At 57.0% G+C, this 13064-nt stretch carries 12 protein-coding genes; 1 reads left to right on the top strand and 11 read right to left on the bottom strand.

Translation table 11 applies throughout. The annotated features are described in order from the left end of the window. A partial coding sequence (gene secA / locus GS12_RS08365; RefSeq protein WP_034945813.1) for a preprotein translocase subunit SecA occupies positions 1 to 1543 on the bottom strand: 1543 nt, incomplete at its 3' end. Positions 1544 to 1615: 72 nt separating this feature from the next. Next, on the bottom strand, positions 1616 to 2113 hold the full coding sequence (secM, locus tag GS12_RS08360; protein WP_034912267.1) for a secA translation cis-regulator SecM: 498 nt from the start codon (positions 2111 to 2113) through the stop codon (positions 1616 to 1618). Between the two features lie 21 nt (positions 2114 to 2134). Between secM and GS12_RS08355 the strand changes: the two genes are divergently transcribed. Then, positions 2135 to 2650 (top strand): DUF721 domain-containing protein, encoded by a 516-nt coding sequence (locus GS12_RS08355; RefSeq protein ID WP_034945810.1) that lies wholly within the window; start codon positions 2135 to 2137, stop codon positions 2648 to 2650. On the opposite strand, the gene lpxC is transcribed toward GS12_RS08355, so the two are convergent. From lpxC to murD, 9 genes are all read right to left on the bottom strand, one after another. Further along, complete coding sequence (gene lpxC / locus GS12_RS08350) at positions 2651 to 3568, bottom strand: UDP-3-O-acyl-N-acetylglucosamine deacetylase (protein ID WP_034912265.1); 918 nt, start codon at positions 3566 to 3568, stop codon at positions 2651 to 2653. A gap of 101 nt (positions 3569 to 3669) precedes the next feature. Beyond that, positions 3670 to 4830, bottom strand: a complete 1161-nt coding sequence (gene ftsZ, locus GS12_RS08345) for a cell division protein FtsZ (RefSeq protein ID WP_034912264.1) — start codon at positions 4828 to 4830, stop codon at positions 3670 to 3672. A 71-nt stretch (positions 4831 to 4901) separates the two neighbouring features. Continuing rightward, on the bottom strand, positions 4902 to 6158 hold the full coding sequence (gene ftsA / locus GS12_RS08340) for a cell division protein FtsA (protein ID WP_034912263.1): 1257 nt from the start codon (positions 6156 to 6158) through the stop codon (positions 4902 to 4904). Continuing rightward, on the bottom strand, positions 6155 to 6994 hold the full coding sequence (gene ftsQ / locus GS12_RS08335) for a cell division protein FtsQ (RefSeq protein ID WP_034912262.1): 840 nt from the start codon (positions 6992 to 6994) through the stop codon (positions 6155 to 6157). The genes ftsA and ftsQ overlap by 4 nt, the downstream gene beginning before the upstream one ends. A 1-nt stretch (position 6995) precedes the next feature. Next, a complete protein-coding gene (locus GS12_RS08330) occupies positions 6996 to 7916 on the bottom strand; it encodes a D-alanine--D-alanine ligase (protein WP_034945807.1) in 921 nt (306 codons plus the stop codon). Continuing rightward, positions 7909 to 9384, bottom strand: coding sequence for a UDP-N-acetylmuramate--L-alanine ligase (gene murC / locus GS12_RS08325; RefSeq protein ID WP_034912259.1), 1476 nt, complete (start codon positions 9382 to 9384; stop codon positions 7909 to 7911). The genes GS12_RS08330 and murC overlap by 8 nt, the downstream gene beginning before the upstream one ends. Before the next feature lie 95 nt (positions 9385 to 9479). Beyond that, complete coding sequence (murG, locus tag GS12_RS08320; RefSeq protein WP_034945805.1) at positions 9480 to 10538, bottom strand: undecaprenyldiphospho-muramoylpentapeptide beta-N-acetylglucosaminyltransferase; 1059 nt, start codon at positions 10536 to 10538, stop codon at positions 9480 to 9482. Continuing rightward, positions 10535 to 11749: a cell division protein FtsW gene (gene ftsW, locus GS12_RS08315; protein WP_034912256.1), complete on the bottom strand. Its 1215-nt coding sequence runs from the start codon at positions 11747 to 11749 to the stop codon at positions 10535 to 10537. The genes murG and ftsW overlap by 4 nt, the downstream gene beginning before the upstream one ends. Beyond that, on the bottom strand, positions 11749 to 13062 hold the full coding sequence (gene murD, locus GS12_RS08310) for a UDP-N-acetylmuramoyl-L-alanine--D-glutamate ligase (RefSeq protein ID WP_034912254.1): 1314 nt from the start codon (positions 13060 to 13062) through the stop codon (positions 11749 to 11751). The genes ftsW and murD overlap by 1 nt, the downstream gene beginning before the upstream one ends. Between the last annotated feature and the right edge of the window lie 2 nt (positions 13063 to 13064).

Genomic DNA, 13064 nt, shown 5'->3' with positions numbered 1-13064 from the left:
GTACGATATCCGTACCGCGCCCGGCCATGTTGGTGGCGATAGTGACCGCGCCTGGCTGTCCAGCCTGGGCAACAATGTCTGCCTCGCGGGCGTGGAACTTGGCGTTCAGTACCGCGTGCTCAATGCCCGCTTTAGTCAGTTCGGCAGAAACCACTTCCGATTTTTCAATTGAGATGGTGCCGACCAGCACCGGCTGACCGTTGGCGGTACGTTCACGGATGTCTTCAATGATCGCATCAATCTTCTCTTTCTCAGTCATGTAGACCAAATCAGCCAGATCTTTACGCACCATTGGTCGGTTAGTCGGCACGACAATGGTTTCCAGCTTGTAGATTGAGCTGAACTCAAAGGCTTCCGTATCCGCTGTACCGGTCATACCTGCCAGCTTGTCATAGAGACGGAAGTAGTTCTGGAAGGTGATAGAAGCCAGCGTCTGGTTTTCGTTCTGGATCTCCACACCTTCTTTCGCTTCGATCGCCTGATGCAGGCCATCTGACCAGCGGCGTCCCTGCATGGTACGACCGGTGTGTTCATCGACAATGATCACTTCGCCATCTTTCACGATGTAATCCACGTCGCGGGTAAAGAGCACGTGCGCGCGCAGCGCAGCCGTCACGTGATGCATCATCATAATGTTGCCCGGCGAGTAGAGCGATTCGCCCTCTTCCATGATGCCTTCGCTGACCATCAGCTCTTCAATGGCGACCAGACCGCGTTCGGTCAGATGAACCTGACGCGCTTTCTCATCCACGGAGAAGTGGCCTTCGCCCTGGAAAGTATCAGAGTCTTCTTTTTCCTGGCGAATAAGGCCAGGAATGATCTTGTTTACGCGAATGTAGAGTTCAGAGCTGTCTTCCGCCGGGCCGGAAATGATCAGCGGCGTACGCGCTTCATCGATCAGAATGGAGTCAACCTCATCCACCAGCGCGTAGTTCAGCTTACGCTGAACGCGATCTTCAGGGCTGAAGGCCATGTTGTCGCGCAGGTAGTCGAAACCGTATTCGTTGTTAGTGCCGTAAGTGATGTCCGCCGCGTAGGCTTCACGTTTGGCCGGTGCAGGCATGCCGGGCAGGTTGATACCGATGCTCATGCCGAGGAATTCAAACAGCGGACGGTTGTTTTCCGCATCGCGCTGGGCCAGGTAGTCGTTCACCGTCACAACGTGTACGCCTTTACCGCTCAGGGCGTTAAGATAGGCCGGCAGCGTTGCCGTCAGGGTTTTACCTTCACCGGTACGCATCTCTGCGATGCAGCGATTGTTCAGCACCATGCCGCCCAAGAGCTGTACGTCAAAGTGGCGCATATTGAACACGCGGCGGCTGGCTTCGCGCACGGTGGCAAATGCTTCGGGGATCAGGCTTTCGAGAGACGCGTTCTTCTCAAGACGTGCGCGGAATTCGTTAGTCTTCGCCTTCAGTTCTTCATCAGAAAGCTTCTCGAAATCCGGTTCCATTTTATTGATCTGATCAACAACTTTGCGCATACGGCGCAGGGTACGTTCGTTACTGCTGCCAAAAACTTTGGTTAATAATTTAATTAGCATGATTAATAATTTCTCTCAGCCACCGCCTCCGGCGGTAAAGCATGTAAATGTAGGTGGATAAAGCGACAAATTTTATGTGAGAGAAAAGGGCCCGGCGCGAATACCCTGCACCTGCGCCAGCCAGAGGCCGGTTTGCCACTGCGTCCCGGTAGCCAGCAGGGGCTGCGCCGTCTGGCGAACAATTACCGGCGGGCGCGCTTCATGCGTCAGCAGCGTGCTGAGCGTATCCAGCAGCACCAGCTTTTGCACGTTGAGCGTTTGCTGAGCAATGGGATCGCGAACCGGTGCAAGCGTAAAAGTGAGATGACGAATAACGGTGCGAATAGCATGTTGATGCCAGTAATCAACGTTAACGCCCGATCGACGCGTGCTCTCCTGCAACAGCGCAAGGCCGTCGAAACGCACCACACTGCCAATATTCAGGCTTCTTGTGGAGGTTTCTGGTAACGTAGCCTGTTCGCTGGCAAAAGTGTGAGGCGCGCCGATACTCGCCGCGACCATCCCTAACAGGAGATGCGGCCAGAAATAACGTCTGCCAAATTGTCGCCAACGATTTAGAATACCAATCACTTTTTTCCGCCGGAGCCCGCTATGCGCGATAGTCGCCCGCAATCTGTTGAAAATTTAATTGAAGCCACAGAAGGCCAGAGTACGCTTCAGGCGATTCAGCAACGCGCGCTTGCCCTGAATAAACTGAACCGTGCCGTGCGGGGAATGCTTCCCGCCCAGCTTCATCCCTGGTGCCGCGTGGCAAACTTTCGCCAGGGCATTCTGGTGCTTGAAACGGCCAATGCCAGCTGGATGATGCGCTTACGCTATGAACAATCCAGCCTGCTGTCGGCTTTACGAACGCAAATATTACCATCATTGACGTCAATCGACATCAGGATAAATCCATCGCTGGCGGGAAAAGGGCATGAAAGCGTTCAGGAAAGCAGCAATCAATCTGAGAAAGAAACTAAAACGTCAGGGAGACGCCTGAGTGCAGAAAGCGCGGAGATTTTGCGAGGCGTTGCGGAACAGAGTCCTGAAAAACTGCGAAAAGTAATAGAACGACTGGCCTTACTGGCCGGAGAGAGTACCAGCTCAACCAGTCGTAATAAGTAGCTATGCCAGAACCAGGTTCGGCGCCCGGAAAGTTACCGGTAGCTCAGCTTCATCTTCAAAGGTCGCCCATTCCCAGGCTTCCTGCTTCGCGAGAACCGCCTGTAGCAGTTTGTTATTCAGCGCATGGCCCGATTTGAATGCAGTAAATGCACCAATAATATTGTGGCCACACATGAACAGGTCACCGATAGCATCTAACATTTTGTGACGCACAAACTCGTCTTCAAAACGCAGGCCGTCTTCGTTAAGCACGCGGTAGTCGTCGACCACGATGGCACAGTCAAAGCTGCCGCCCAGGCAAAGGCCGCGTGCCTGCAATGCTTCGATGTCGCGCATAAAGCCAAAGGTGCGGGCGCGGCTGATCTGACGAGCGAAGGCTTCAGCGGAAAAATCCATGCTGTAGCGCTGAGAGCTGGCGTCAATCGCAGGATGGTTGAAGTCGATAGTGAAATCCAACGTAAAACCATTGTGCGGTCTGAACTCAGCCCATTTGTCGCCGTCTTCAACCCGAACAGTCTGCTTGATACGCACAAATTTCTTCGCGGCGTTCAGCTCATCAATGCCCGCGTCCATCAACAGATAAATAAAGGGAGCGGCGCTGCCATCCATAATAGGAATTTCAGGCGCGTTGACTTCCACAATAATGTTATCAATGCCGAGGCCAGCCAGTGCGGCGTTCAGGTGTTCTACCGTTGAAATACGCACGTCATGCTCATTAACCAGGCAAGTACAGAGCATGGTATCACGCACGGATTTGGCATCGGCCGGGAAATCAACCGGTGGATTCAAGTCAGTGCGGCGATAGATGACCCCGGTATTAGCCGGCGCAGGGCGTAACGTCAGCGTGACTTTCTTGCCGGTATGCAAACCGACACCTGTCGCCTGAACAATACGTTTTAAAGTCCGTTGTTTGATCATCGCATTATCTCGCAAAATTACTCATCCGACCGCCAGTATAAATCACCGACGGGCGAGCACTTTAGCACAAAGAGCGGAGAATCCCAATTATCAGGAATATCTTAATCCGCCTGCTTACGCAGGAAGGCCGGGATATCCAGATAGTCAGGCTCTTTGTTTGGCTGCGAACTCTGGTCGTTAACCACTTTCGCCGCTGGCTTCTGCTCTTGCGGGAGCGGAGCCATACCGTGCTGCTGATAACGATGATCCATAACCGGCTGCGTCTGCTGCTGCTGTTTGTTGGTCACCAGGGTAATTTCAGGACGTTTGTCCATGCCAATACCGGTAGCCACGACGGTTACGCGCAGTTCATCGTTCATTTCCGGATCGAGAGACGTACCGATCACCACAGTCGCGTTATCCGAGGCGAAGGCGCGAATGGTGTTACCCACGGTTTCAAACTCGTCCAGACGCAGATCGAAGCCAGCCGTGATGTTTACCAGCACGCCGCGCGCGCCAGAGAGGTCGATGTCTTCCAGCAGCGGGCTGGAAATCGCCATTTCTGCCGCTTCTTCCGCACGGTCTTCACCGCAGGCAACGCCGGAACCCATCATCGCGTAGCCCATTTCGGACATCACGGTGCGCACGTCGGCGAAGTCGACGTTCATCAGGCCCGGACGGGTGATCAGCTCGGCGATACCCTGTACCGCGCCTTTCAGCACGTCGTTTGCTGCGCCGAAGGCGTCCAGCAGCGAAATACCGCGGCCCAGCACTTTCAGCAGCTTGTCGTTCGGGATGGTGATCAGCGAGTCAACGTGCTTGGACAACTCGGCAATACCCTGCTCGGCAAACGCCATGCGCTTTTTACCTTCAAAATTAAACGGCTTGGTGACCACGGCAACCGTCAGGATACCCAAATCTTTTGCCACTTCTGCCACAACCGGCGCGGCGCCCGTACCGGTGCCGCCGCCCATGCCTGCGGCAATAAACACCATGTCCGCGCCTTCCAGCGCCTGACGCAGTGCTTCACGATCTTCTTCTGCGGAGTTACGGCCGACTTCGGGATTTGCCCCGGCGCCCAGACCTTTGGTGATACCGTTACCGATCTGGATGGTCTGACCCACCGCCGTTTTGCGCAGAGCCTGCGCATCGGTGTTGACGGCAAAGAACTCAACGCCTTCGATGCGCTCGCGCACCATATGCTCTACGGCGTTACCGCCGCCGCCGCCGACGCCGATGACTTTAATCACCGCGTCATTGGTTAATTCCATAGGTTCAAACATAATTTCTCTCCGTTATGTGCCTGTCGCCTGGAGATCATAAATAAGGCTAGCATGATCTCCTTTTATTAAAATTAAAACTCTTTTCTCAGCCAGCTGTTGATTCGCTTAAACCAGTTGCCCACCGAGCTTCTTTTTTCCACGTCGGCCTCACCGTTCAGGTGAGACTCTTTTCCATAGTGCAGCAGGCCTACCGCCGTTGAGTAGTAAGGTTCCTGCGCATAGTCCGTCAGCCCGGTAATATTCAGCGGCTGTCCAATTCGCACCTGCGTGTGAAACACACGCTGGGCGCAGGCCGCTAAACCTTCAATTTGTGACGCGCCGCCGGTCAGAACAATGCCTGCCGCCAGATGATGCTTCACGCCCTGCTGGCGAAGCTGCTCCTGAAGTTGCAGGATCTCGTCATTCACCAGATTCAGTAATTCGGTATAGCGAGGTTCAATGACCTCAGCCAGCGTTTGCCGCTGCAAACTGCGCGGCGGGCGGCCGCCCACGCTTGGCACTTCAACGTTTTCATCCTTGCCGACAATCGAGCCGAGCGCGCAGCCATGACGAACCTTGATCGCCTCGGCATCGGTGGGCGGCGTACCGAACGCATAGGCGATATCGCTGGTGACCACGTTGCCCGCGTATGGGATCACTTTGGTATGACGCAGCGCGCCGCCGGTGTAAACCGCGATATCCATGGTGCCGCCGCCGACGTCGACCACACAGACGCCCAGCTCGCGTTCATCTTCTGTCAACACCGCAAAGCTTGAAGCCAGGCCGGCAAAAATCAGTTGGTCAACTTTCAGCCCGCATCGTTCAACGGCTTTGACGATGTTTTTCGCCATATCATTGTGGCAGGTAATCAGGTGCACTTTTGCCTGCATCCTCACGCCCGACAAACCCACCGGATTTTTAATGCCTTCCTGATAATCGATGGCGTATTCCTGTGGAATAACATGGAGAATTCGGTGCTCATCGCGCACGCGAACCGATTTAGCAGTATGCACCACGTTCTCCACATCTTCCTGAGTCACTTCTTCTTCCGAAATAGGAACCATCCCTATTTCGTTCTGGCAACTGATATGTTTTCCCGATAAAGCAAGGTAAACCGATGAGATCTGGCAGTCAGCCATCAACTCCGCCTGGTCGATCGCACGCTGCACGCACTTCACCACGGATTCCAGATCGTTTACGCCGCCTTTATCCATGCCGCGCGAAGGGCAGCTTCCCACGCCAATAATATTGACCATGCCATCGGGCAGAACCTCACCTACCAAAGCGGCGACCTTCGCAGTGCCGATTTCAAGTCCAACTACCAGTTTTCTGTCCGTCGCTTTGATCATTGTTGTTTAACCTGTGCCTGATTCTGTTCCTGTTTACTGTCAGTTTTCTCAAGGGGCGCTGGCGCCCAACCTACTGCCGCGCCAGAGTCGTACCGCAGGTCAACGTAGCTGATTCGCTTGTTTTCCGCCTGCGCCTGCTGTTGCAGCGAAGGATACAGCTGGGTAAAACGCTTCAGCCGCTTCATATCGTCATTTCGTCCCAGCTCAAGGCGGATGTCATCGTCCAACACCAGTTGCCAGGATCGCCGCGCGGTCATTGAGGCCACTTTCAGTTTAAGTTTGCTGGCAGCCAGCGCATCACGCATCTGGTGGTAACCTGCCAGCACTTCTGCTTCGCTGCCTTCCGGCCCGTGAAGCATCGGCATCGCCTCTTTGCCAAGATGGCTGGCCGGCACGCTGAAGGATTTCCCTTCGGCGTCAACCATATGCAAATCATTCCACCGTGCGACCGGCACATACTCCACCAGATGAATCTTCAGCTCGTCCGGCCACTGTTTGCGCACGCTCACCTGCTGGATCCACGGCAGCCGTTCAATCTGCTGCTGAATCACATCCACATCCTGCGACATGAAGGTGCCCGGCGCGCCAAGCGACAATATCGCCTGGCGAATGTCATCGTGCGTGGTGTAGTGCATCTGCCCGGTGACGACCAGCCTGGAGAGCGGCAGCCTTGATGCATCGTTCATCCACTTCACCACGACCAGCCCGCCCGCGACCATCACGCCCAGCACCATCATCAAAAAGATGATGCCTGCCAGCCGCGAGCCGTTGCTCCTGCCGGAACGCGCCTTTTCCTGCGCTTCGCGGTTACGAACGTTCAGAGCCGCCTGGGACATATCAGTCGGCCAGCTCCAGAATGCGCGCAACCAGCTGCGGGAAGCTCATGCCGGCTTGCTTCGCCGCCATCGGCACCAGGCTGTGGCCGGTCATACCTGGCGAGGTATTGACCTCAAGCAGATAAAACTGGCCGTCGTCGCCCATCATTACGTCCACGCGTCCCCAGCCGCTACAGCCCAGCGCGCGCCAGGCATCAGTGACGATGGTACTGAGCGCTGACTCCTGTTCTGCACTCAGGCCGCTCGGACAGAAGTATTGAGTATCGTCAGAAAAGTATTTTGCTTCATAGTCATAGAACTCAGAAATCACCTGAATGCGAATAGAAGGCAAGATTTCATCGCCAATGACGCCAACGGTGTATTCCGGGCCGCTTAAAAAGGCCTCAATTAACACGTCGTCGTCATGGCGGAATGCTTCATCCAGTGCCGCCAGAAGCGCGTCAGCATGATTAACGCGGGTGATACCCACGCTGGAGCCTTCACAGCTCGGCTTAACGAACAGCGGCAGCCCCAGCGCTGCGATGCGCGCGCGGGTCTTCTCGTTCAGACCGGCGTTCATTTCATCACGCGTGATTGCCACATAGGGGGAAACGGGCAGTCCGCAGCCCTGCCAGAGCAGTTTGGTGCGCAGTTTATCCATGGTGATGGCTGATGCCATCACGCCGCTGCCGGTGTAGGGAATAGCGAGAAACTCCAGCACGCCCTGAAGCGTGCCGTCTTCGCCGCCGCGACCGTGAAGCGCGATAAAGGCTTTGTCGAAGCCCTCTTCTTTCAGGCGCATCACCGGGAAATCGCGAATATCGACCGCGTGGGCGTCAATGCCCGCCTCGATCAGTCCGGCCAGCACGGCATTGCCTGACATCAGTGAAACGTCACGTTCGGCAGAGGTGCCACCCAGCAAAACAGCTACTTTCTCAGCCATGATGTTCCCCTTCAGTTGTCTGTGGTTGTAACTTAAGGTCTGCCAGCCGACGCGCAATGCGTCCCACGTTTCCGGCGCCCTGCACCAGGATCAAATCGTTACCGGAGAGCTTCGGCGCCAGCATGTCAGGCACCGCCTCGTGATCGGAAACCAGGATTGGATCGACCTTTCCGCGGCCGCGAATGGTGCGGCAAAGCGAGCGGCTGTCCGCACCGGGTATCGCCGTTTCTCCGGCAGAATACACGTCCAGCATCAGCAGCACGTCAACCTGAGAAAGCACGTTAGCGAAATCGTCGTACAGGTCGCGGGTGCGCGTATAGCGATGCGGCTGGAAAATCATCACCAGTTGCTTATCCGGCCAGCCCGCGCGCGCTGCTTTAATCGTCGCATCCACCTCGGTTGGATGATGGCCGTAGTCATCAACCAGCATCGCCGTGCCCGCGTTACCGTTGACGTCGACAATCGGATATTCACCAAGGAAATCGAAGCGACGGCCGGTGCCCTGAAAGCTCTCCAGCGCGCTGAGGATCTCGTCGTCTTCAATACCTTCTTCCGTCGCCACCGCCACCGCTGCCGCGGCATTCAGCGCATTATGTCGCCCTGGCGCATTAAGCGTAACGTGCATTAGCGGCTTATCGAGCCGCGCCAGCGTGAAATGCCCCTGCGCGCCGTGCTGCTCATAGCTGGCAATACGCACATCGGCGTCTTCGCTAAAACCGTACGTGGTGACCTGACGCCCAACGCGCGGGATCAGATCGCGAATCACCGCGTCGTCAACGCACAATACCGCACGCCCATAAAACGGCAGATTGTGCAGAAAATTAATAAACGTCTGCTTCAGATTTTCGAAGTCGCCCTGGTAGGTATCCATATGATCGGCTTCAATATTCGTGACAATCGCCACCATCGGTTGCAGATGCAGAAACGAGGCGTCGCTTTCATCAGCTTCCGCAATCAGGTAGCGGCTGCTGCCAAGGCGCGCGTGCGTGCCTGCGGCTTTGACCAGTCCGCCATTAACGAAGGTAGGATCCAGACCGCCTTCCGCATAAATACTGGATACCATCGCCGTGGTGGTGGTTTTACCGTGCGTTCCGGCAACGGCGATGCCGTGACGAAAACGCATCAGTTCCGCCAGCATCTCGGCGCGGCGGATCACCGGAATGCGCGCCTCACGGGCCGCAACAATTTCCGGGTTATCCTGCGATACCGCGGTGGAGACCACCACCACGCTGGCGTCGCTGACGTTTTCCGGGCGATGGTTGAAATAGATCGTCGCGCCCAGGCCGCTCAAATGCTGCGTCACCGCGTTAGGCGCCAGATCTGAACCGCTGATTTCATAGCCTTCGTTGGCCAACACTTCGGCAATACCGCCCATGCCGGCACCGCCGATGCCGACAAAGTGGATGTGCCGGACGCGACGCATCTCGGGCACAATAGAACGCAGTTTCGCCAATTGTTGAATATTCATCTTTTTTGCCTGTCAGTGCATTAGCGCACCGTTTTGTCCCCACCTGAATGGGGAAACACTTATGGAGGCCGGTTTGTCCGGCATCTGCCTTTCTTTTATAACGCTGCGGCGCTGACTTCTGCCGCAACGCGTTCGGTCGCATCGGGAATCGAGGCTGCCCTGGCGTTGATCGCCATAGCCAGCAGCGTTTGTCGATCCCAACCGGCCAGCGTTTCCGCAACTGCGTTCGCCGTAAACTGCGGCTGCTCAAAAATTTTTGCCGCGCCTGCCTGCTCAAGCGGCAGCGCGTTCCAGTACTGTTGACGATCTTTATGCTGAAAAGGCACAAAAATCGCCGGTAAGCCTGCGACGGCTACTTCACTGACGGTCAACGCGCCGGATCGACACACCACCACATCGGCCCAGGCGTAGGCTTCTGCCATATCGTCGATAAACTCGGTAACGCGATGCTGCGTCTGGTTTACCTGCACGTAAGCCTGATTCACGCTCGCCAGCGCGCCCTTCCCTACCTGATGCCAGAGCGTGATGGTATCGCCCAATTGCGCGGCCACCTGCGGCAGGGTTTGATTCAGTACGCGCGCGCCCTGGCTGCCGCCAATGACCAGCACGCGTATCGGGCCGACACGCCCTGCCAGACGCGTTTGCGGCGCGGGCAGGGCCAGCACGTCAACGCGAACCGGATTGCCCACCACGTCGGCGTGGGGAAACGCGCCCGGAAATGCCTGCATCACCTTTTTCGCGATTTTCGCCAGCCATTTGTTGGTCAGGCCCGCAATGCCGTTCTGCTCATGCAGCACCACAGGGATCCCGCAGCTCCAGGCCGCCAGGCCGCCAGGGCCGGACACATAACCGCCCATGCCCAGCACCACATCCGGCTGGTACGCCTTCATGATGGCGCGGGCCTGGCGTACGGCGGTAAAAATCCTTACCGGCGCAGCCAGAAGCGCTTTCAGCCCCTTACCGCGCAAGCCGCTGATGCGTATGAAATCGATGTCGATGCCGTGCTTCGGCACTAAATCGGCTTCCATACGATCTGCGGTACCCAGCCAGCGAACCTGCCAGCCCTGCGCCATCAGGTGGTGCGCAACCGCCAGCCCCGGGAAAACGTGTCCGCCGGTTCCGCCCGCCATCACCATCAGTCGCTTCCCTGTCATCGAGTCCCCCGCGTAAACGCCTGCGCGCGCGCCAGTCGCGTTTCATAATCTATACGTAGTAAAAATACGATGGCGGTCGACATAATAATCAGGCTCGATCCACCGTAGCTGATCAGCGGCAGCGTCAGGCCTTTCGTCGGCAGCATGCCCGCCGCCGCGCCGACGTTAACCAGCGCCTGGAAACTGAACCATACGCCGATTGAACAGCCCAAAAAGCCGGAAAAACGCTGGTCGATTTCCAGCGCGCGTCGGCCGATGGACATCGCGCGAAAAGCGACGAAGAATACCATCAAAAGCGCCAAAACCACACCGATATAACCCAGTTCTTCCCCGATAATCGAGAAGATAAAGTCGGTATGCGCTTCGGGCAGATACTCCAGTTTTTGTACGGAGTTGCCCAGCCCCTGGCCCCATAATTCACCGCGGCCAAAGGCCATCAGCGACTGCGTAAGCTGGTAGCCGCTGCCGAACGGGTCATCCCACGGATTCCAGAACGACGTCACACGACGCATACGGTACGGTTCGGCAATAATCAGCAGTATCACGGCAAAAATACCGGAGCCGATAATCGCCAGAAACTGCCACAGTTTTGCACCGGCGAGGAACAGCATCGCCAGCGTGGTGACAAACAGCACCACCACCGTACCGAGATCCGGCTGCGCCAGCAGCAGCACTGCCAGCACCACCATCACGCCCATCGGTTTACAGAAGCCCCAAAAATTATTGCGAACCTCTTCCACCTTACGCACCAGATAGCTGGCCAGGTAACAAAACAGCGACAGCTTTGACAGCTCAGCAGGCTGAATACGCAGCGGCCCAAGCGCAATCCAGCGCGATGCGCCGTTAACCGAACTGCCGACCACCAGCACAATCAATAACATCACCACCGTTACCAGCAGCATGATGTTGCTGTAGCGCTGCCAGAAATCCATCGGGATGCGCAGCGTGACCATCGCCATACCCAGCGCCAGCACCAGATAGAACGCATCGCGCTTGGCAAAAAAGAACGGATCGTCCGACAGTCTCTGCCCGACCGGCATTGATGCCGACGTCACCATCACAAAGCCAATCACCGCCAGGCCGATGGTCAGCCAGAGCAGCGTGCGATCGTACAAAACCATTGAGCTGGCGTCGCTCTCGCGCGAGCCCATCACCCACTCTTTCAGACGATTCGTGAAACCACTCGCCAGGCTCATACCGCGTATATTCATCAGCCAAGCTCCTTCGCCAGGCGCGTAAAGACATCGCCGCGCTGCTCAAAGTTCTTGAACTGATCGAGGCTGGCGCAGGCGGGCGACAGCAGCACCATATCGCCTGGCTTCACCTGCGCGGCAATTTGCGTCATCGCCTCTGCCAGCGTTTCCGTCTGTACGGCGATATCCGGGCGCAGCGCAGCCAGCGCCTCGCGATCGCGACCAAAGCACCAGGTGCGCACGTTATCGGTCAGAAACGGCGCCAGCGCGCTGAAGTCAGCCGACTTACCGTCGCCGCCGAGCAGCAGCCACAGCGTGCCCTGCACCTGTAACCCCTTCAGCGCGGCTTCGGTACTGCCCACGTTGGTGGCTTTGGAATCGTTGATCCAGCGCACGCCATTGTGCTCCCAGGCAAGCTGAAAACGGTGCGCCAGACCGCTAAACGTGGTCAGCGCCTTCAGGCTGCTGGCGCGCGGCAGGCCAACCGCATCCGCCAGCGCCAGCGCGGCGAGCGCGTTAGTAAAATTATGCTGCCCGGTGAGCGCCATTTCTGCCGTGTTCAGCACCTTCTCGCCCTTCACCCGCAGCCAGATGTTTCCCTGCTGCCGGTTCAGATGATAATCGCCCACGTCCACACCAAAGCTGACGCAGCGCGCATCTGCGCCGCGCACCGGCATGGTCATGGCATCATCGGCATTCACCACGCAAACCGCTGCCTGCTCGTAGATGCGCAGCTTCGCGGCGCGGTACTGCTGCATTCCGAGCGGATAGCGATCCATATGATCTTCGGTCACGTTCAGCAGGGTGGCTGCCGCCGCCTGCAAACTGTGGGTGGTTTCAAGCTGGAAGCTCGACAGTTCCAGCACGTAAAGCTGTGCCGGCGTATCCAGCAGCGTCAGCGCAGGCAGGCCGATGTTGCCGCCGACGCCCACCTGCCAGCCCGCGGCCTTCGCCATTTCGCCAACCAGCATGGTCACGGTGCTTTTGCCGTTAGAACCGGTAATGGCAACAATGGGCGCCTGCGCTTCGCGGCAGAACAGTTCGATATCGCCAACAATCTCCACGCCCGCTTCCGCCGCCGCCGCCAGCGACGGATGCGCCAGCGCCATGCCGGGGCTGGCAACAATCAGGTCGGCGTTCAGCAGCCAGTCGTCGTTGATCGATCCCAGCCAGCACTCAATGTTTTCCGGCAGTTTGTTCAGGCCTGGCGGCGCGACGCGGGTATCCACCACGCGCGGCGTAACGCCACGCGCTAAAAAGAAATCAACGCAGGAGAGGCCGGTCAGCCCCAGCCCGATGATGACAACTTTTTTACCCTGATAGTCGGCCATTG

Origin of the sequence: Erwinia oleae (assembly GCF_000770305.1) — a bacterium.
In the GTDB taxonomy this organism is placed as follows: Bacteria; Pseudomonadota; Gammaproteobacteria; order Enterobacterales; family Enterobacteriaceae; genus Erwinia; species Erwinia oleae.
This window is presented reverse-complemented; position numbering and strand designations above follow the sequence as displayed.

Coding starts and splice junctions, on each gene's coding strand:
- ftsA (WP_034912263.1), bottom strand. CDS start 6,158: ATGATCAAAGCGACGGACAGAAAACTGGTAGTTGGACTTGAAATCGGC.
- ftsW (WP_034912256.1), bottom strand. CDS start 11,749: ATGAATATACGCGGTATGAGCCTGGCGAGTGGTTTCACGAATCGTCTG.
- ftsZ (WP_034912264.1), bottom strand. CDS start 4,830: ATGTTTGAACCTATGGAATTAACCAATGACGCGGTGATTAAAGTCATC.
- GS12_RS08330 (WP_034945807.1), bottom strand. CDS start 7,916: ATGGCTGAGAAAGTAGCTGTTTTGCTGGGTGGCACCTCTGCCGAACGT.
- murC (WP_034912259.1), bottom strand. CDS start 9,384: ATGAATATTCAACAATTGGCGAAACTGCGTTCTATTGTGCCCGAGATG.
- ftsQ (WP_034912262.1), bottom strand. CDS start 6,994: ATGTCCCAGGCGGCTCTGAACGTTCGTAACCGCGAAGCGCAGGAAAAG.
- GS12_RS08355 (WP_034945810.1), top strand. CDS start 2,135: ATGCGCGATAGTCGCCCGCAATCTGTTGAAAATTTAATTGAAGCCACA.
- murG (WP_034945805.1), bottom strand. CDS start 10,538: ATGACAGGGAAGCGACTGATGGTGATGGCGGGCGGAACCGGCGGACAC.
- lpxC (WP_034912265.1), bottom strand. CDS start 3,568: ATGATCAAACAACGGACTTTAAAACGTATTGTTCAGGCGACAGGTGTC.
- murD (WP_034912254.1), bottom strand. CDS start 13,062: ATGGCCGACTATCAGGGTAAAAAAGTTGTCATCATCGGGCTGGGGCTG.